At 68.1% G+C, this 17032-nt stretch carries 18 protein-coding genes; 8 read left to right on the forward strand and 10 right to left on the reverse strand.

Annotation, left to right across the window (positions count from 1 at the left end; all coding sequences use genetic code 11):
• Positions 1-66 precede the first annotated feature (66 nt).
• Complete coding sequence (locus ACVGV0_RS14860) at positions 67-1677, forward strand: SLC13 family permease (protein WP_459156279.1); 1611 nt, start codon at positions 67-69, stop codon at positions 1675-1677.
• A gap of 117 nt (positions 1678-1794) precedes the next feature.
• Here ACVGV0_RS14860 and ACVGV0_RS14865 read toward each other — a convergent pair whose 3' ends face one another.
• A complete protein-coding gene (locus tag ACVGV0_RS14865; RefSeq protein WP_459156280.1) occupies positions 1795-2151 on the reverse strand; it encodes a hypothetical protein in 357 nt (118 codons plus the stop codon).
• A complete protein-coding gene (locus tag ACVGV0_RS14870) occupies positions 2152-2739 on the reverse strand; it encodes an O-methyltransferase (protein ID WP_459156281.1) in 588 nt (195 codons plus the stop codon).
• 301 nt (positions 2740-3040) lie between these two features.
• Here ACVGV0_RS14870 and ACVGV0_RS14875 point away from each other — a divergent pair, with 301 nt between their 5' ends.
• The 6 genes from ACVGV0_RS14875 (at position 3041) to ACVGV0_RS14900 (ending at position 8810) form a co-directional block, all read left to right on the forward strand.
• Entirely contained in the window at positions 3041-3814 is a 774-nt protein-coding gene (locus ACVGV0_RS14875; RefSeq protein WP_459156282.1) for an SDR family NAD(P)-dependent oxidoreductase, read from the forward strand.
• A 70-nt stretch (positions 3815-3884) separates the two neighbouring features.
• Positions 3885-4643 (forward strand): FadR/GntR family transcriptional regulator, encoded by a 759-nt coding sequence (locus tag ACVGV0_RS14880; protein ID WP_459156283.1) that lies wholly within the window; start codon positions 3885-3887, stop codon positions 4641-4643.
• 54 nt (positions 4644-4697) lie between these two features.
• Positions 4698-5987: an ArgE/DapE family deacylase gene (locus ACVGV0_RS14885; RefSeq protein WP_459156284.1), complete on the forward strand. Its 1290-nt coding sequence runs from the start codon at positions 4698-4700 to the stop codon at positions 5985-5987.
• Positions 5988-6059: 72 nt separating this feature from the next.
• Positions 6060-6278 carry a DUF3311 domain-containing protein gene (locus ACVGV0_RS14890; RefSeq protein ID WP_459156285.1) on the forward strand — a complete coding sequence of 73 codons (219 nt, stop codon included), beginning with the start codon at positions 6060-6062 and terminating at the stop codon, positions 6276-6278.
• Complete coding sequence (locus tag ACVGV0_RS14895; RefSeq protein ID WP_459156286.1) at positions 6245-7762, forward strand: sodium:solute symporter family protein; 1518 nt, start codon at positions 6245-6247, stop codon at positions 7760-7762. The genes ACVGV0_RS14890 and ACVGV0_RS14895 overlap by 34 nt, the downstream gene beginning before the upstream one ends.
• Before the next feature lie 248 nt (positions 7763-8010).
• A protein-coding gene (locus tag ACVGV0_RS14900; protein WP_459156287.1) for an IS5 family transposase occupies positions 8011-8810 on the forward strand; the annotation gives its coding sequence in 2 pieces (ribosomal slippage) (positions 8011-8356 and positions 8356-8810; 801 coding nt in all).
• Positions 8811-8815: 5 nt separating this feature from the next.
• On the opposite strand, the gene ACVGV0_RS14905 is transcribed toward ACVGV0_RS14900, so the two are convergent.
• The 7 genes from ACVGV0_RS14905 to ACVGV0_RS14935 form a co-directional block, all read right to left on the reverse strand.
• On the reverse strand, positions 8816-9193 hold the full coding sequence (locus ACVGV0_RS14905; protein WP_459156288.1) for a hypothetical protein: 378 nt from the start codon (positions 9191-9193) through the stop codon (positions 8816-8818).
• A 15-nt stretch (positions 9194-9208) separates the two neighbouring features.
• On the reverse strand, positions 9209-9772 hold the full coding sequence (locus ACVGV0_RS14910) for a hypothetical protein (protein WP_459156289.1): 564 nt from the start codon (positions 9770-9772) through the stop codon (positions 9209-9211).
• A 476-nt stretch (positions 9773-10248) separates the two neighbouring features.
• Positions 10249-10578: a hypothetical protein gene (locus ACVGV0_RS14915; RefSeq protein ID WP_459156290.1), complete on the reverse strand. Its 330-nt coding sequence runs from the start codon at positions 10576-10578 to the stop codon at positions 10249-10251.
• A gap of 2 nt (positions 10579-10580) precedes the next feature.
• The gene (locus tag ACVGV0_RS14920; RefSeq protein ID WP_459156291.1) at positions 10581-10988 is read right to left on the reverse strand and encodes an alpha/beta hydrolase; all 408 of its coding nucleotides are present in this window, start codon (positions 10986-10988) and stop codon (positions 10581-10583) included.
• On the reverse strand, positions 10939-11349 hold the full coding sequence (locus ACVGV0_RS14925) for a pyridoxamine 5'-phosphate oxidase family protein (RefSeq protein ID WP_459156292.1): 411 nt from the start codon (positions 11347-11349) through the stop codon (positions 10939-10941). Before ACVGV0_RS14925 ends, ACVGV0_RS14920 begins: the two co-directional genes overlap by 50 nt.
• 40 nt (positions 11350-11389) lie before the next feature.
• Positions 11390-13816, reverse strand: coding sequence for a glycoside hydrolase family 3 protein (locus ACVGV0_RS14930; protein WP_459156293.1), 2427 nt, complete (start codon positions 13814-13816; stop codon positions 11390-11392).
• A gap of 54 nt (positions 13817-13870) precedes the next feature.
• A complete protein-coding gene (locus tag ACVGV0_RS14935) occupies positions 13871-15109 on the reverse strand; it encodes an MFS transporter (RefSeq protein WP_459156294.1) in 1239 nt (412 codons plus the stop codon).
• A gap of 204 nt (positions 15110-15313) precedes the next feature.
• Here ACVGV0_RS14935 and ACVGV0_RS14940 point away from each other — a divergent pair, with 204 nt between their 5' ends.
• A complete protein-coding gene (locus ACVGV0_RS14940; protein WP_459156295.1) occupies positions 15314-16507 on the forward strand; it encodes an ROK family protein in 1194 nt (397 codons plus the stop codon).
• Positions 16508-16850: 343 nt separating this feature from the next.
• On the opposite strand, the gene ACVGV0_RS14945 is transcribed toward ACVGV0_RS14940, so the two are convergent.
• Positions 16851-16976: a hypothetical protein gene (locus ACVGV0_RS14945; RefSeq protein ID WP_459156296.1), complete on the reverse strand. Its 126-nt coding sequence runs from the start codon at positions 16974-16976 to the stop codon at positions 16851-16853.
• Between the last annotated feature and the right edge of the window lie 56 nt (positions 16977-17032).

Raw genomic sequence — 17032 nt, forward strand, 5'->3', positions numbered from 1 at the left:
GGAGAAGCCGGCCGCGCCCTCGGCCGCACCAGCTGCGCGGAGCGCCCCTGAGGCGAAAGGACCGCCATGACCTCGCGCGACGACGGCACCGACGACTCCACCACCCCCGGTGGCACCGCCCTGCTGACCGGAGCGACCTACCGAGGTCTTTCCGAGCAAGTCCTCAGCCCCGCCGAGGAGCGGTTCGAACGCGCGCGGCGCACCACCGGGATGTTCCTGGCACCCCTGGCGAGCCTCGTCGTCCTGCTCCTGCCACTGGGACTGGAGCCGAGCCAGCACCGCCTCGCCGCGGTCCTGCTCGGCGTCGTCGTCCTCTGGCTGTGCGAATCGGTTCCCATCCCCGTGGCGGGGCTGATGGGCGTCGCCGCGATCGTGCTGCTCGGCGTGGCCCCTCCCGACGAGGTCATGGCGCCGTTCGGCTCTTCGACGCTGTTCACCTTCATCGGGGCCTTCATCCTCAGCCAAGCCATGCTGCGCCACGGCCTCGCGCACCGCTTCGCCTTCCGCATCCTCTCCCTGCCCGGAGTGGGCAGGACCTCCACGCGCGTCATCGTGGCCTTCGGCGTGGTCACGGCGCTGCTGTCGGCCTTCGTGTCCAGCACCGCCACGGTGGCGATGCTGCTGCCCACGGCGCTGGGCCTGCTGTCGGTGATCAGCGGCCTGGTGCCGACCGACCCCGCGGGCAAGAAGGTCGACCCGCTGCGGCTGCGCCTGGGGACCGCCCTGATGCTGATGCTGTCCTACTCGGCGGTCATCGGCGGGTTGCTCACCCCGATCGGCACGCCGCCCAACCTCATCGGCCGCGCCTACCTCGAGCGGGCGACCGGACGCACCGTCACCTTCCTGGACTGGACCGCGATGGCCGCACCGATCGTCGGCGCCATGCTCGTGATCACGTCCGCGCTCCTGCTCCTGCTGAACCGGCCGGAGATCAAGCACCTGCGCGGAGTCGAGGCCCACGTCGCAGCCGAACGGGCCCGCCTCGGGCGACTCACCCGGCCCGAGAAGAACACGTTGATCGCCTTCGGCCTCACCGTCGGCCTGTGGATCCTCCCCTCGGTCGTGGCCCTCGTCGCCGGGGAGAACTCGCCCTCCTTCAACGCCGTCGACGACCACCTCGACGAAGGCATCGTGGCGGTGCTGGGAGCCTCGTTGCTGTTCGCGCTGCCCACGAACTGGGCCGGGCGCGAGTTCACCCTCACCTGGGGAGAGGCGGCCAAGATCGACTGGGGGACCATCCTGCTCTTCGGTTCCGGGATGATCTTCGGAGCGCAGCTCGCCGACACCGGCCTCGCCGAAACCGTGGCGACCTCCTCCGCAGGAGCGCTCGGCCTCTCCAGCCTGGTCGGGTTGAGCCTGTTCGCGATCGCGCTCTCCGTGATGATCTCGGAGACCACGTCCAACACGGCATCGGCGTCGGTCGTCGTCCCCATCGTCCTCCCGCTGGCCGCAGCCGCCGGCGTGAACCCCGTGGTCCCGGCGCTGTGCGCCACGTTCGCCGCCTCCTTCGGCTTCGTCCTGCCCGTGTCCACACCGCCCAACGCCATCGTCTACGGATCGGGGGCCGTCCCGATCACCAAGATGATGCGCTCCGGCGTTTCGCTCGACTTCGCCGCCGTGGCGCTCGTGGCCCTGCTGCTGCCCGCGATGATCGCCCTCGTCCTCGGCGCCTCGTGAACGGGTGCGGCGATCCGGCGGATCCGTCCGAAGGGGAGCGCCGTCTCGGCGGACCTGCCCGGTGGTTCGCTGATCGACTGGGCGGGGGCGGGTGCCTGGTGGGCTTCCGCACCCGCGTCAATTCGGGGCGTTGCGCCAGGCCCTCCACGCCTCGGTGACCAGAGGCACCTGCCAGAACAACTGGACGACGCCGGTGGTCCTGGCGGGCAGGCGCTTGGTGCCGTCGCGCCACCAGGAAACGGCCAGCCGCACTTTGGCGGGCATCACCGCGATGAAGAACGCACCGGCGAGCACGGCCGAGCGGCGCCGCGTGCGGGCGATCGAAAGCCCCGTTCCGATGCCGAGCGCAGCGGCACCGAACGCACGCGTGTAGGATGCTGGTTCGACGCGGGTCCCGCTGGTCGAGCTCGTGCCCGATGCGCACTGCGCGACGCGTTGACCGACGAGGAGCATCACGGGCTCGAACGCGGCCACCTACCGGTGGCGCACCGCGACCAGTTCCCCCTTGCCGATCCCCAGGGTGGTCGTGGTGAGTTCGGAGGAGCGTTCCAACTCGGCGGCGAGCGGGGCGATCTCGTCCGGATGGGACGTCGCGTTGTCGACCACCAGGACCCCTCCCGGCCGGAGCACCCGGAGTTGGTGCGGCCACCACCCCGTGTACTCCGTTCGTTCCGCGTCCAAGAACAGGAGGTCGACGCTCGCGTCGGGCAACGCTGCCAAGTACTCGCCGCCGTCGGCTTCCTCCAGCGCGACCAGGGCGGACAGACCGGCCCGAGCCAGGCTTCGCCCCGCGTGCTGCTGGGCATCGGCATCGACGTCGATGCTGACCACGCGGCCGCCGGTCGTGCGGACGGCCTCGCCCAGCCAGAGCGTCGACACTCCTCGAGAGGTACCGATCTCGACTACCTCGCGGAGGTTCGCGGCGCGGACCAGGACCCCGAGGAAACGGCCGGCGGGCTCCTCGAGCACGCGCCAACGCCGCAGTCGGTCCGCCTCCGCCGAGTCGTGCTCCTCGGACCGGGCCACCACCTCGTCGATCACGGCCCGCACCCGCTGGTCCATCCAACAAGTGAACCACAACGGCGCAGCGCCGCAGGAACGATCTTTCGGAAACTCGGTACCGCAGCGCACCGAGAGGCCCGCGGAAGCGCGTCCCCGGCAGCCAGTTCGCGTTCGCCGTGCCGAGAACGAGGGAATGTACCTGCATTCGCATGAGTCGCGATACTTGTGGTTGACCTCACGTTCGCACTGCGGGCATCCTGCCGTTGCTGGTCAGACCAGCAAACCGGTATCGGTGGGTAAGCCTCATCGCCTCGGTACTCCATCAGCGGGCCACCGCACGGCCGCAACGGGAGGCACCACAGTGGACTACGCACGGCTCTTTCGCATGGATGGGCGACAAGCCTTCGTCCTGGGGGCTGGAAGCGGCATCGGTCGCGAAGCAGCGCTCGCGTTGGCGGCGCACGGCGCGCACGTGGTCTGCGCCGACCGCGATGTCGACGCGGCTGGCGAGACCGCGGAGCACACCACCGGCACAGCCCAGCCCTATCAGCTCGACGTGCTCGACACCGAGTCGGTCCTGGCGGCAGCCGCGGAGTTCCCCGACGTCGAGACCCTCGTGTTCACCGCCGCCACGAACGTGCGCAAGCGACTCCTGGATTACACGCCGGAGGAGTACGAACGGGTGGCGGCGCTGAACATGCGCTCCAGCTTCGACTTGATCCGGGCTTTCGGAGCGAACATGGTGCAGCGCGAACGCGGGAGCATCATCGGGATGTCCTCCATCCGGCATTTGGTCATCGAGCCCGGACAAGGCGCGTACGCAGCGAGCAAGGCGGCCGTGGTGCAGCTACTTCGAACTGCGGCCGCCGAGTTCGGCCACGCCGGCGTGCGGGCCAACGCCGTCGCTCCCGGTGTGGTCGAGACCCCGCTCACCCAGCAGATCAAGGACGACCCGGAGTGGTACCAGGCCTACGCCACCAAGAACGCCCTCGGACGCTGGTCAACGCCGGACGAAGTCGCGGGCGCCGTCGTCTACCTGGCCTCCGACGCTGCCAGCTACGTCACCGGCACAGTGCTCTACGTCGACGGCGGTTGGACCGCCGTGGACGGACGTTACGAACCACCCAACACATGATCGGTCCCCGTAGTCGGTGCCCGCGCAGCACCGGTCGGAACGTCCCCCGAAGCGACAGGACCGAGTTCCCATGCCTTTTCACCCGGTCGAGCCGGTACGGGCGTATCAGCAGATCGCCGAGCAGATCGAACGAGCTGTGGTCAACGGTGAGTACGAGCCCGGAGACCGCCTGCCCAGCGAACGTGAGCTGGTCGAGCAGTTCCAGGTGGGACGCTCAAGCGTGCGGGAAGCGCTGCGAGTGCTGGAAAGCGCCGATCTCGTGAAGTCGCGCCTCGGTGATCCGCGCGGTCCGCAGGTGATGCCCGTTTCCGCCCACCCGCTGCGGAAGACGCTGGCTCGGTTCGCCGCGATCGAGCACGGCAACTTCGCCGCGCTCGTCCAGTTCCGCATGATCGTGGAAGGCGCGGCGAACCTGCTCGCGGCGCAGTACCGGACGGATGAGCACCTCTCCGCCATGGAGCAGGTCAACGCACGGATGCGTGCTCACCTCGGCGCTGATTTCGACCAGTTCAGCGAGGCGGACTTCGAGTTCCACCAGACCGTGGCACGGGCAAGCGGGAACCCGCTGCTCGAAGTGTGCGGCGACGCCGTGCGGGAAACAGCGCTCGCGCTGATGCGGAGCAAGCTGGCCGATGCCACCGACCACTGCTCCCAGATGCGGAACTCCGTCCACCACCACGAGCAAGTGCTCGGCGCGATCCGCGAGCAGGACGGTCCGAAGGCCGCTTGGCTCGCCCGCGAGCGCCTCTACGCGTATTACTGCGACTACGTCGACGAGCAGGACCAACCCGGGTTGCGCGCCCTCGTGGACGAGGGCTACCCCGCATGACCGTCCACCTGGGAGCTCGTCCTCCGCAGACCCGGCAACGTGGAAAGGGCAGCCATGGTGCAGAAAACCAGCCGCACGGCCGAACAGGACGGCGTCCTCCGCGCCGTCGACGAGCTCAGCGACCAATTGGTTGGCACGCTGCGCGCGATGGTGCGCATTCCCACCATCAACCCTCCCGGGGAGTGCTACGAGCAGTTCTGCCAGTACTACGAGAACCTGCTGGCAGAGCTCGGTTACAACACCGAGACGGTGCGCGTTCCGGATTCCCGGCTCGGCGAACTCGCTCCCCTCGGTGATGGAGCGGGCCGGCCGAGCGTGCTCGGTCACCTCGACGGCCCGGAAGGACCGGGAAAGCGGATTCACCTCAACGGGCACTACGACGTGGTCCGGGTGAGCAGCGGCTGGGAGCACGACCCCTTCGCCGGGCAGCAGGTGGACAACCGGATCTACGGCCGCGGTACCGCGGATCAGAAGAGCGGCCTCGCGGCAGCCGTGATCGCTGTTGAGGCCCTCCGCGGAGCCGAGGTCCCGTGGCGCGGCCGGATCACGCACAGCGCAGTACCGGACGAGGAGACGACCGGTGTCCACAACGCCGGTACTGGTTACCTCGTCGAAACCGGGCACATCACCACCTCCAACACCGACGCCCTCGTCATCACCGAACCCTTCTCCCCCAACGGCGTCGGGATCGGGCACAAGGGCGCGATCTGGGGCGAGATCACCATCACCGGCAAGTCGGCGCACGGGAGCTCCCCGCAGCTCGGTGCGAACGCGGTGGAAGCCGCGGCGCGCGCCCTCGCCCGGGTCGAGGAGCACCTGCAACCGAAACTGGCCCACCGCGTCACGAGCTACGACGTCACACCGGCCGGCTCCACTTCGGCGACCCTGTCCTTCGACACCGTGCGCGGCGGCGAGGCGACCAACATCGTGCCGGACCGCTGCACGGTCACCTTCAACCGCAGGCTCGTACCGGGGGAGTCCCTGCACGAAGCGCGCGAAGAACTGCTGGCCTACTTCGCTTCGGTCTGCGAGGACGATCCCGACCTGCACCTGCACTACCACGAGAAATACTCCACCGAGCCGGTCCTGGTCAGCGAGGACCAACCGATCGCGACCAGCGCGAAGGAGGCGGTCCGCGCGCTCGACCTGCACCCGCGGACGCTCATCTCGGCCGGGAGCGACGACCAGCGCTTCATCGCGCGGGACGCGGGGATCACCAACTGCATCGTCTACGGCCCCGGCCGGACCGGCCTGTCCCACACCACCGACGAGTACATCGACATCGACGACCTCATCGCCGGAACGAAGGGGCTGGCTCTGATCCTGCTGGACCAGCTCCGGTGAACTCGCCCCGGTGCGATCTCCCCTCGCCGGGCCGACCAGAATGCGCACTCGGATGACACGCGGAGGTGGGACGTGTTCGCGGGACGCAAATCGTTGTGGTGGTTGTTGGGCCCAGTCGTGCTGTACGCGCTGGCACTGCCCCTGTACAACCGGATCGAACCCGTGATCCTGGGACTTCCGTTCTTCATGGCCTGGATCCTGCTCGCCACGCTGCTCACACCGGTCTGCATCTGGCTGGCCGCCCGCAAGGATCCGCTGTGGATCGCAGACAAGGACGGGAGCGGATCGTGATGCACACCGAGGCGATCGTGGCGGTCGGGATCCTGGCCGCATTCGTGCTCGGCGCCGTCGTGCTCGGCTTGCTGTCACTGCGAGGGCGGGACAAGCGCGACCTCGCGGAATGGTCGGTCGGGGGCCGCAGTCTCGGCGTGGTCTTCATCTTCATGCTCATGGCGGGGGAGACCTACACCAGCTTCAGCTACCTCGGGGCGGCCGGCTGGTCCTACGAGTACGGAATGCCCGTGTTCTACCTCGTGGCCTACCTGGCCATCGGCTTCGCGGCCGGGTACGTCGTCGGTCCGATCCTGTGGAACTACGCCCGCCGCCACCACCTGCACACCATCACCGACATCGTCGCCCACCGCTTCAACTCCCCGTGGCTCGGCGCCGCTGTAGCCGTGCTGACCACGTTCTTCCTGCTGCCCTACATCCAGCTGCAGATCACCGGCATGGGTGTGGTCGTGTCGACGATCAGTTACGGCACGATCGGCCTCGGGGTCGGGTACGTGATCGCGTTCGTCGTCAGCGAAGCCTTCGTCATCGCCTCCGGATTGCGGGGCAGCGCCTGGGTTTCAGTGCTCAAGGACGTTCTCGTGGTCCTCACGCTGCTCTTCGTGTTCCTCTACGTGCCGGTGCACTACTTCGGCGGTTTCGGCCCCATGATGGAGCGCCTGGCCACCGAGCGCCCGCAATGGCTGGTGCTGCCCGGCCAGGGCGAGGAGTCCCTGGGCATGCTGTGGTTCGCCAGCACAGGGCTGCTCAACGGGGTCGTGTACACCATCTTCCCGACCACGGTCGCCGGTTACCTCGCCGCTCGGAGCCCCGGAGTGCTGCGCCGCAACGCGATGATCATGCCGCTCTACCAGGTGCTGCTGTTCGTGCCGATCCTGCTCGGCTTGGCAGCCCTGTTCGTCGTCCCCGGCTTGGGGAACTCCAACCTCGCGATGTTCCAGCTCGTCGTCGATTCGCTGCCGGCGTGGGTGGTCGGCCTGGTCGGCGTGGCCGGAGCGCTGTCGGCCATCGTGCCGATGGCGGTGTTCATGCTCGTCATCGGGACCATGTGGGGGCGCTCGATCCTGGGTGCGCATCCCAGGACCGCCCCGCACCAGAAGCGCCTCTCCCAGCTCGTGACGTTCCTGCTCGGCTTGTCCGCCTTGATCTTCACCTTCATCGCGCCCAGCACGCTCGTGCAGTTGTCCGTCCTGTCGTACCAGGGCATAGCGCAGTTGCTCCCAGCCGTCCTGCTGTCCCTGCTGTGGAAGCGGATGTCCGCCCCGGCAGCCGCGTGCGGGCTGATCTCCGGGGTCGTGACAGTGGTGGCATTCGTCGCGACCGGTCACGAAACCTGGAACGGGATCAACGCGGGACTGCTGGCATTGGCGATCAACATCGCTGTGACCGTCCTGCTCGCTCTGGCCAAACCCGCCGCGACACCCGCCGATCGCCTCGCCGTGGACGAACGCACCACCGCCCCCGCAGCCCGCAGCAGGACGTGAGGCGAGCCCCGGGGGATCGGGGACTGCACCGGAGTTTGGTGGACGCGCGGAGCTGGTGCGTGTGCGACGGTGTCGGGTTCTCAAGCTCGACCGGAGTGAGGCGCCAGCACCTCGGTTGCCGGCGGCGTCGGGGGTAGGATCACCCGGTCCACATCATGATCGCGACAAACAGGCCGTTTCATGGATTCCTGAATTGTCCGCTCAGAGGCCCTAACACATTGATGATCTTGATGTGAGATGATCTTGGTGTGACTGCGCCATGGATCGTCTCGGACGCGTTGTGGGAGCGCATCGAGCCGTTGCTGCCGGTACGCCCGGCCGGTAAGACCGGTCCGAAGCCGTTGCCGGACCGGCAGGTGCTCCAAGGCATCTTGTTCGTGCTCATCACGGGCATTGGGTGGGAAGACCTTCCCCAGGAGCTGGGGTTCGGTTCGGGGATGACCTGCTGGCGCCGGTTACGGGACTGGCACGAGGCGGGCGTCTTCGCTGAACTCCACGAAGTGCTGCTCGCCGAGCTACACGCAGCCGGTCAGATCGACTGGTCACGAGCGATCGTGGATTCGTCCCATGTGCAGGCGAAAAAAGGGGGTCAGCGACCGGCCCCAGCCCGGTAGACCGCGGCAAGACCGGCTCCAAGCACCACCTCATCACCGAGGGCCGCGGGCTGCCGCTCGCGGCCATCCTCACCGGCGGCAACCGCAACGACATCACCCAACTCCTCCCACTGGTCGAAGCCATCCCGCCCGTGCGCGGCCGACCTGGCCGACCGCGACGCAAGCCCGACGTTCTGGTCGCTGACCGTGGCTACGACTATGATCATCACCGGATTCTGTTGCGACAGCGGGGAATCCGACCGCTGATCAGCCGCCGTGGTACCCGGGACAACAACCAACCCGTGCGCTGGGTGATCGAACAAACCCTCGCACTACTGCACCAGTTCCGACGCCTGGCCACCCGCTGGGAGCGCCGCACCGACATCCACAACGGCTTCCTCACCCTGGCCACCAGCCTCATCTGCTGGCGCCGACTCCCACAACCAATGCGTTAGGAGCTCTACGGCGTTCCTTGGGAACGATCAGGCGGAATGCTCCACACGCCATCAGCGCGCACGACTAGCTCCGTCTCCCCGGATTTCCGGGTAGCGATCGCCTCATCGATGTGCACTAGGAACAACTGCAACGCACCGACGACCGGCTGCACATCCGGGAAGACCAGGTCGATGCCGTCTTCCATCTCCCGGAGATGCTCCCCCAGCGAGCGAGGAGTGACGTGCAACCGAAGCGTCTCATCCAGTGGTTCTTGCTCCCACCAGCCGCTCAGCTCTATACGACTGCCGTCCTCGGAAGCGCGGGCGTGTCCGCCCGCCTCATTGCTGAGACGGTTGAGCAGCTCGTCGTACAGCTCTTGGTCATTGGTCCGATCGAGGTTCATTGATCTCTCAACTCATCAGCGTGCTGGGAAGGCTGTGATCACGTTTTCGTTGGCTCCCGAGATCACGACTGCCGGTCGGTACGTGTCGACGATGTTGCCGTTGCTGTCCCTCACGTGCAAAGGAGTCCAGTACTTCCAGGTGCCCTTGCTCGTGTTGTGCGTCGGGGCACCCTTCGCCGGGGCCTTCAATGCCTGTGCGATCGCAAAATCGGCAATCGAGCGCCACTGGGGGTCACCGACGCGTGCCCCGAGGCGTTGCCAGTCCTGATGGTGCCGATTATAGATGTGGTGGAACCCGCCACCTCCGTGGCCGCACCTCAGGATCGAGGTTCCCCGAATCCCGGGAGGTCCGTTACGTTCGAACTTTCGCACTGGTTTGGAAGCCGGATCGTTGGATCCGCACGCAGCCCAGATCTTCCTTGCTTGTACTGGACTGTACTCGACCCCAGCCACCTCAACGGTGTATCCGCTCTGCTGTTTCGGCTCGTTCGACGTATCAGCATAAGCCGGCGAAGCGAAAAGAACGCCACATGCCGCGAGAACCGAGACAAATGCACGCTTAGAGAATTTCTTAAACATCTATCCCCCAGCTTATAGTTGAACTAATCAACTAGGAACTTTACAGGGCCTTTGCAGGTGCGTCAATCAGACTCCCCTGAACAGGTGGATGAGTAGATCACACCAGGATGGCTCGAGAAGGCTGGCTCGTGCCTAAAGTGCTCGACATCCATGGTCGTGGACCGTTTGACGAGTGGTCCACCGGCGTCCGGCCGTTTCCTCCACCCAGGAGGTCGCCACGAATCCGTCGTCGAAGAGCTGGACTGCGATGTGTTCGGCCGTGCTGCGGTCAGAGATGGCAGTTACGAACACGCGAGGTTCGGTGTCACCCTGGTCGCGGAGGTAGAGCACGTTGTGCACGGTCGACCGTCCTTCTCCCCGGTAGTGGTTCAGTCTACCGAGCTACCTCGGTGCAGGCTGCTCGTGTCAACCGACGGCGAGCATCTCCGTCGCTGGCGATTATTCAGCCCCGTCCGGTTTCCCGGGCGGGCACCTCGCTATTGGGCACCGACGAAGGCTGAGATTCCGGACATGATGGCCATCGCCAGGGTCAAACCGATCAGAATCTGACGTGTGCGCCGCAGCCATCCGATCGTGGAGGCGAGAACGATGATGAGGCCCACCATCCACGGCAGGAGCCAGAGCGAGAAGAGAGCTGTGACGATGCCTTGGTCAGCCCTCACGGGCTTCCAACCCTGGAAGGTCGCACCGAGGTAGGCGAACCAGCCGCCGAGGCTGTACGCCATGATGACTCCGCCTACGACGATGCCGACGATGCGCAACGGCTTGAGCGCGACAGGGGGACCGATGTCGTTGCCGGTTGTCATTGTTACCCTCCGTGTTGCGTCGTTCCCGTCATGATGTGCGCCATACCGTCGCGAGCGACGGGCTCCTTCCAGTAGTCGGTGTGGGACTGCCTGGCTGACTGGCCAGGTTCTCGGCCCCGAACCTCGGATCGGTCGGGTCCAGGCCGTACCGGGCATAGTCGCCGAATCCGGGTGCCCCATTCCCATGGCTTAACCGATGGGGTCCAGTCGATGATGTCGCTTTCGGATCGCGCGACCCACACATGTTCGTTGGGAACGTCGAGCTGACTCGCATGGTCAACACCGACACCAGGACCGCCCACGAATGCGATGTTATCCGCGTGGGGGAGTGTCGGTTTTTCTGACAGACCCGATCCCGGCTCAGGAGCTCGTTCCAGGCGGTGCGATGTTCGCGGTGAGGACGTCGTCAATGCGAGCGCGAACGGCGGTGCGCGGGCTGCGCCGCTGGAACCGGGGGTGGCCGTGCACGCGGGCCATGCTGTCGACCAGTCGCAGGTCGTGATCGGCGAACATCTCGATCGCGGTAGCGAAAAGAGTCACCGACCGCGTCCAGTCGGCTCGTTCCATCACGGTGAGGGTGAATCGGGGTTCGTTGCGCAGGTGTGCGAGGCGATCCCCTCGCGGGTTCTCCGCGTCGATGCTCAGCAGCAGGTCATCGCCGTCGAGCAGGTGCCAGGTGGGAAGGGTCATCGACCTGCCCTCCGGGGTGATGGTGCTGATGACGGCGGGGTTGGCCCCTCGGACGAGGGCCCGCTGGTGTTCGGTGAGCATTCCGCTCCTCCCGTTTCGGCTCGGCCTGGCTGTTCGAGGGTCACGTGGCGGGGCACGTGAGCCGGACGTCGCCGAGACCTCGGGCGATCAGCACCTCGGCGTTCGGGAGCGGACGCCACGTCCGCGTTCCGGCGTCCCAGCGGCGTTGGGCGCGCTCGTCACAGGGCACTTCGACGCTCGCGGTTCTGCCGGGTGGTACCTGGGCGCCGGCCCAGCCGATGAGGCGGACCGGTTCACCCGATTCCGCGGGGCGCGCGTAGACCTGGACGACTTCGCGCGAGGCGCGGGTACCGGTGTTGGTGACGTCCACCCGCACACCGCGGACGATGCTGTGCTCGGTCACCGGTTCGGCCCGCTCGTAGCGCCAGGTTCCGTAGCCGAGACCGTGGCCGAACCAGAAGAGCGGACTCGGCCCTGCTGCGGAGTCCCAGCCGCGGTATCCGAGCGCGGTTCCTTCGGCGTAGGTCAGCACGCCGTCGATGGGTGTGGTGTTCCAAGCGGGTCCGTCGCCGTCGGCGGCGGGGAACGTGGTGACGAGTCGACCGGACGGTTCCACCTCGCCCAGCAGCGCGGCGGCGACAGCGTCGCCGGCTTCCTGACCGGGCAGCCCGGCCCACAGCACGGCATCGACGTCCTCGAGCCAGGGCATCAGCACGGGGGTCGCGGCGTTGACCACGACGACGGTCCGCTCCGCCACCGCGGCCGCTGCTGCCACCTGCGCGTTCTGCTCGCCGGGCAGGGCCAGCGTGGTCTTGTCCACGCCCTCGGTCTCCTGCTCCTGGGTGAAACCGACGACGACCACGGCCACGTCGGCCTCGCGGGCCGCGTCGCGGGCCGCGCTGATGGCATCGGCCAACGGTCGCGGTGCCGGGTGCGCGACGAGTCCGATGATCCGCATTCCCGCGTCCGCCTCGGTGGTGGCGGTGATCCGCGCACCCGGGCGCAGATCGGTCTCGAACGCCCGGGCCGGCGGACGATGCACCCCGCCTCCCGGACCGGCCGCCCGCTCCAACCGCACCTGCTCACCGAGTCCGGGCGCTGCCAGCTCCCACTCGCCGGGTCCGAGCACGCCGACCTGCGTGCGGGCGGGCGCGGGGAGCACGACGTCCGCGGACAGCTCGATGCTCGCGGCGGCATCGAGCCAACCGCCTTCGACCACCCCGATCTCGGTCCCGGCGACGTGCCGGGACTCCAGCACGTCGCCGGAGGAATCGCGGGCCGTGACCCGGATGCCGTTCTCACCGGTCTCCGGGTCGCGCAAGGCGCCGGGATCGGCAGCGACGGGTTTGTTGCGGACCTCGACTCCCTCCACGACGGACACCCGATCCGCGCCGAGAGCACCGGTCAGGCCGTCGGCGATGCTGACCACGTGCGGTGGGCGGACCTGCGCGGAACCACCGCCCTGGGCGACGGTGTCGACGGCGTGGCGACCGATGACCGCTACCCGCTCACCTGATCCTGCCAGCGGGAGCGTGTTCTCGCGGTTGACCAGGACCGCCATTCCTCCTGCCGCCAGCCGGCGCAGCTCCTCCCGGCGCGCGGTGCTGCCCGGATCGTCGCCGGCGCTCGAACTCGCCGACTCGCTCGGGAAGCAGCCGACGCGCGCGGCGAACCGCAGCAGCCGCCGGAGGTGTTCGTCAACGGTCTCCTCGGCGACCTCGCCGGCCTGCACCGCTGACACGAGTTCCTCGCCCCACGGCCCCTCGGGACCGGGCATCACCAGGTCCAAGCCGCCGTTCGCGCTGTCCACCGTGGAGTTCGCGGCGAACCAGTCGGACATCACCAATCCGTCGTAGCCCCACTCCCCCTTGAGCACCTCGTTGACCAGTTCGCCGTGCTCGGTCGCGGGGGTGCCGTTGACGAGGTTGTAGGCGGCCATGACCGACCACGGGTGCGCGTCGGCCACGACCATCTCGAAGGGCAGCAGGTACAGTTCGCGCAGCGCGCGCTCATCGATCCCGCAGTCGACGGTGAACCGCTCGGTTTCGGACTCGTTGGCCAGGAAGTGCTTCGGCGTGGTGCCGATTCCCCGCTCCTGCAGCGCGCGCACGTACCCGGTGGCCAGAGCCCCGCTGAGCAGGGGGTCTTCGCTGAACGCCTCGAAAAGCCGCCCGCCGAGCGGGCTGCGGTGCAGGTTGATGGTCGGCCCGAGCACCACGTGCGCGCCGTGCGCGTTGGCCTCCTCGGCCAGCAGCTCCCCCGCGCGCTCGGCCACGCGCACGTCCCAGTGCTGGGCCAGCAGCGTGGCGTTGGGCAGCAAGCTGGACTTGCGGCCGCCGGCGAACTCCGCACCGCGCAGTCCGGTGGGGCCGTCCGAGACCCGCACCTCGGCCAGCCCGATGGCGGGTTCGACCGGCAGCGCGAACAACGCCGCTCCCGTCAGCAGGCGCACCTTCTGCCCGAGGCCCAAGGAACCGATCGCCTCGTCGATCAGGCTCGGCAGGTCCTCACCGTCGTACCCGGTCATGATGTCCTTTCAGTTGGGTGTTCAGGGGGTGGAACTCGCCCGCGCGCCCGCGACTCAGCGGACGGAGCGCACGGGGAGGATGGCCAACGCGCCGAGCACCGCGATCACGGCGGCGACGGTCAGCATCAGGTCGTAGTTCTGGCCGGCTCCTGCGCTGATCAGCGCGGCGGCCAGCCCCGGTGCGAGCGTCTGCGGCAGGGACATGGCGATGTTGAACACGCCGAGGTCCTTGCCCGCATCGTCCGGGTTCGGCAGCACGTCGAGCACCAGCGCGAGATCGATCGCCACGTAGACGCCGAAGCCCACGCCCAGCACGACCTCGGCCAGGTAGAAGCCCGTCACCGAATCGGCGTGCGTGAGCATCCAGGTGCCGATCCCGAAGATCAGCGCGGAGGCACCGATGAACGCCTTCCGGCGCGAGATCCGGTCCGAGATCCACCCCGCGATCTGGCCGCTGGTCATCAGCGCGGCGGTGTAGATCAGCACACCGGTGGCCATCACGCCCGCCGCTTCCTGGGCCGGCATGCCCATCTCGTGCTGCAGGTACAGCAGCCGGAACGTGAGGAACATCCATGCAGCCAGCACGATCAGGAACCGGGACGTCCACGCGAACGCGAAATCAGGGTGGCGGCGCGGGCTCACCCAGAAGGTCTTCAGCACAGCGCGCAGGTTGTCCGCGGAGCGCGGGCGCTCCAGCAGCGGCTGATCGGGTAGCACGAGGACGAACAGCAGGACCAGGGCCAGGCTGACGGCGCCCGGCACGAGGAACAGCAGGAGCATGTCCTGGCCGAGGAACTGCCCGGCGTAGGCAGCACCGAGGGTAGCCGCCTGCTGGGCGATGCCGATCAAGCCGCCCACCTTGCCGCGCTGGCTCGTGGGCAGCTGGTCGGCGAGGGAGGCCGTGTGCGCCGCGACCGCGGCATTGCCCGTGATCTGACCGAACAGCCAACCGAGCGCCAGCACCCACACGTTCGGCGCCGCGGCGATCACCAGCAGACCCAGCAGCAGTCCGATCGAGCCGGCCACCAGCCACGGACGACGGCGCCCGAAGCGGCCGGTGGTGCGGTCGCTGATCCGCCCGAAGACGGGGTCGAAGATCAGCGCGCCGATCGCTCCGGAGGTGCTCACGATGCCGACCACGGCCACCGCCTGGTCCGGGGCGACCAGGGTCTGCGCCTTCAACGCCAGACCGGCGATCAACGGCGCGCTCAGACCGGTCATCAAGCCCAATCGCGCCAGCGCCATCGTGGCCACCACGAGACCGCTGGCCTTCTGCGCGGGCGGAGGGATCATCGACCTCGCTGGCGGCGCGGCGATATCTCTGGACACGGAGTTCTCCCTCGAACTCGGAAGCTGACAACCCATCGACGCAGCTCTCGCGACTCGCGCCGGTGGTCGGGCCGAGGTCAGCGCGGTCGTTGCCTCCGCTGCGAGCGATGGGAGAAAGCCTGAATTAGTCCATTGACCGGCACAAGATGCCGAAATTAGTTTGAATGGGTGCATAAAGATGCTGTGGCGCTGCGCAAAGTCCTCGCTCTGGTGCGCAGCGGCGAAGCGACCAGCCGGGCCGAGATCGCCCGGCGAACCAGCTTGGCCCGCTCGACCGTGGGTCAGCAGGTCGACCACCTCGTCGCCCGCGGCCTGGTATCCGAGGAGGTCGGCGGGGAAACGGTCCGCGGGCGCCCGCCGCGCGTCCTGCGGATCAGTCCGCGAGCGGGCACGATCGCCGTCGCCGACGTCGACGGCACGGGCGCCCAACTGGCCGTCGTCGACCTCACCGGACACGTCATCGCACACGACGCAGCGCCCGTGCACGTCGAAGCCGGCCCGCAGCGGGCGCTGGGCGAGCTCACCGAGCACATCCGGGCGCTGCACGCCCGGTGCGCCCCGGACCGCCCGCTCCGGCACGTCGTCGTGGGCCTTCCCGCCCCCGTCACCCCCGACGGATGCACCGTCCGCTCACCGGTCACGCTCCGTTCGGCGACCATGTCCGGCTGGGACGGATCCCCCGTCGCCACCCACCTCGAAGAAGCCCTGGCGGTTCCCGCGACGGTGGACAACGACGTCAACCTCATGGCGCTCGGCGAAGCCACCCACGACACAGCACAGCCGCCGCTGCTGTTCATCAAGATCGGCGCGGGCATCGGGGCCGGCATCGTCACCTCCGACGGCGCTGTGCTGCGCGGCGCGGACGGCGCGGCCGGCGACATCAACCACATCCGCATCACCAACGACAGCGACACCCTGTGCGCATGCGGCCACACCGGCTGCCTCGGCTCCGTCGCCTCCTACCGAGCCGTGCTCAACGACCTCGACACCGCTCCCCCGGCGTCCGAGGACCTGCGGCACGACTCGCACCAACTCGTCGAACGCGCAGCGGTCGGCGATCCCACCGCGCTCCACCGGATCCACCGCGCAGCCACCCACGTCGGCGAGGCCGCCGCCATGCTCGTCCAGTTCCACAACCCCCGCACCCTCGTGCTGGGCGGTCAGCTCGCCCAGCTGCACGACGAGGTCCTCTCCGGCGTACGAGCCGCCGTCTACGACCGCGCCGCTGCCCTGTTCACCCGCAAGCTCACCATCACCACCAGCGCTCTCGGCGACCGCGCCGGACTCGCCGGAGGAATCACCCTCGCCCTCGAGCGGGTCTTCAACGGCGACGGCCTGAGCGCACTGCTCGCCGACCGGTGACACGCCTCGCCCCATCGCCCCTCACGCGGTGCCAACGTCGCTGACCGGGCGGCGGCCATCGGCGAATCAGAAGGCCGTCAACATCCCCGCGCCCGACTACGCGGACCCGGCGACGGGGCGAACGGCACCCAGCTCAGACCTGGAAGTTCCGCCGCAGACCCCGCACCAGCCCCAGCCTCGCGACCAGGGTCGACGACGCCGTCCGGACCGTCATCCCCGCGGGCTCCCCCGAGCGGAAAAGGCCCGCTGATCGATGACGCGCAGGCGGCGCCTGAACAGGGACCCTGACTGCACGTTCACGGGGTGGTTCGGCCAGACTTCCACGAAGCAGCGGCCCTCCACGTCATGCGGAGGCACAACCGTCCTCGACATGCCAAAGCAGCGCAGCGATGCGTTCGACGCTCTTCTGCATGCCCTGCAACGCGCTGGGAATCCGATCCCGGCCGAACCGATAACGTGGACCGTCCACCACCCCCATAGTAAGGAATCGACCGAACCGATCTTTGTTCGCCTCATGACCCCTCG

This window comes from Salinifilum ghardaiensis, from assembly GCF_054491345.1.